3 protein-coding genes are annotated in these 2,286 nt (G+C 66.4%); all 3 read left to right on the forward strand.

What is annotated here, in order from left to right; genetic code table 11:
* Positions 1-741: thiamine pyrophosphate-dependent enzyme (locus tag VNT50_RS13955; RefSeq protein ID WP_325485716.1), on the forward strand; the 741-nt coding region annotated here is incomplete at its 5' end.
* A 3-nt stretch (positions 742-744) separates the two neighbouring features.
* Entirely contained in the window at positions 745-1,254 is a 510-nt protein-coding gene (ilvN, locus tag VNT50_RS13960) for an acetolactate synthase small subunit (protein WP_325485717.1), read from the forward strand.
* A 27-nt stretch (positions 1,255-1,281) separates the two neighbouring features.
* On the forward strand, positions 1,282-2,286 hold a 1,005-nt coding region (gene ilvC / locus VNT50_RS13965), incomplete at its 3' end, for a ketol-acid reductoisomerase (RefSeq protein ID WP_325485718.1).

Genomic DNA, 2,286 nt, shown 5'->3' on the forward strand with positions numbered 1-2,286 from the left:
GGCACCTCCGGAACCCCGGACCTGGCCAACTGGTGGGCCTTCCTGAACAACCTGAAGGAAACCTACCCGCTGGGCTGGACCGAACCCGAAGACGGCCTCAGCGCGCCGCAGCGCGTCATCGAGCGCATCGGCGCCCTGACCGGGCCCGAGGGCATCTACGTTGCCGGCGTCGGCCAGCACCAGATGTGGGCGGCGCAGTTCATCAAGTACGAGCGGCCCAACGCCTGGCTCAACTCCGGCGGTGCCGGGACGATGGGCTACGCGGTGCCGGCCGCGATGGGCGCGAAGGTCGCCGAGCCCGACCGCCACGTGTGGGCGATCGACGGCGACGGCTGTTTCCAGATGACCAATCAAGAGCTCGCCACGTGCGCGATCAACAAGATCCCGATCAAGGTCGCGATCATCAACAACTCGTCGCTCGGCATGGTGCGTCAGTGGCAGACCCTGTTCTACGACGGGCGCTACTCGCACACCGATCTGAACACGGGTCACGACACGATCCGCATCCCCGACTTCGTCAAGCTCGCCGAGGCGTACGGCTGCCTCGCGATCCGCGTCGAGAAGGAAGAAGACGTGGATGCCGCCATCAAGCTCGCGCTCGAGACCGACGATCGCCCCGTGGTGATCGACTTCGTCGTGAGCGCCGACGCGATGGTGTGGCCGATGGTGCCGCAGGGCGTCAGCAACAGCTATGTGCAATACGCCAAAGACCATTCACCGTCGTTCGATGAGGAGGCCTGAGCCATGCCGAGCCACGTGCTGAGCCTTCTGGTCGAGAACAAGCCGGGTCTGCTGACCCGCGTCGCGGGGCTGTTCGCGCGCCGCGGCTTCAACATCGAGTCGCTCGCCGTGGGCGTCACCGAAGTGCCGGGGCTGTCCCGCATCACGGTGGTGGTCGATGTCGACGAGCTTCCGCTCGAGCAGGTGACCAAGCAGCTCAACAAGCTGATCAACGTCATCAAGATCGTGGAGCTCGACCCCACCACCTCCGTGCAGCGCGAGCACATGCTCGTCAAGGTGCGCGCCGACAATGCGACCCGGTCGCACGTGCTCGAGGTCGTCAGCCTGTTCCGCGGCTCGATCGTGGACTACGCTCCCGACGCCCTCGTGGTGGAGGTGACCGGCGACTCCGGCAAGGTGCAGGCGTTCCTGCACGCCCTCGAACCCTTCGGCATCAAGGAGCTCGCCCAGTCCGGCCTGCTCGCCATCGGGCGCGGCGGCAAGAGCATCACCGAGCGCGTCCTGCGCACCTAGACCCCAAACAAGGAGAAACACACCACCATGGCCGAGATCTTCTACGACTCCGACGCCGACCTGTCGCTCATCCAGGGCAAGAAGGTCGCCATCGTCGGCTACGGCTCGCAGGGCCACGCCCACGCCCTCAACCTGCGTGACTCGGGCGTCGAGGTCGCGATCGCGCTGAAGGACGGCTCCAAGTCGTCCGCGAAGGCGGAGGACGAGGGCTTCGAGGTCAAGAGCGTGTCCGACGCGACCGCGTGGGCCGACGTCATCATGATCCTCGCGCCCGATCAGCACCAGCGCGGCATCTACAACGACCACATCAAGGCGAACCTCACCCCCGGCAAGACCCTCGCGTTCGCACACGGGTTCAACATCCGGTTCGGCTACATCGACGCCCCGGAGGGTGTCGACGTCATCCTCGTCGCCCCGAAGGCGCCGGGTCACACCGTGCGTCGCGAGTTCGTCGCGGGCCGCGGCATCCCCGACATCATCGCCGTGGAGCGCGATGCCTCCGGCACCGCGTGGGAGCTCGCGAAGTCGTACGCCAAGGCCATCGGCGGCACTCGCGCCGGTGTCATCAAGACGACCTTCACCGAAGAGACCGAGACCGACCTGTTCGGCGAGCAGTCCGTGCTGTGCGGCGGCACCTCGCAGCTGGTGCAGTACGGCTTCGAGACGCTGATCGAGGCCGGGTACCAGCCCGAGATCGCCTACTTCGAGGTGCTGCACGAGCTCAAGCTCATCGTCGACCTCATGTGGGAGGGCGGCATCGCCAAGCAGCGCTGGTCGATCTCCGACACGGCCGAGTACGGCGACTACGTCTCCGGCCCGCGCGTCATCGACCCGCGCGTCAAAGACAACATGAAGGCCGTTCTCGCCGACATCCAGTCGGGTGCGTTCGCGAAGCGCTTCATCGCAGACCAGGATGCCGGTGCCCCCGAGTTCCTCGCGCTGCGCGAGAAGGGTGCGAACCACCCCATCGAGGCGACGGGCAAGGAGCTTCGCGCCCTGTTCGCCTGGAAGCAGACCGACGAGGACTACGTC

It is taken from the genome of Microbacterium sp., from assembly GCF_035554235.1.
In the GTDB taxonomy this organism is placed as follows: Bacteria; Actinomycetota; Actinomycetes; order Actinomycetales; family Microbacteriaceae; genus Microbacterium.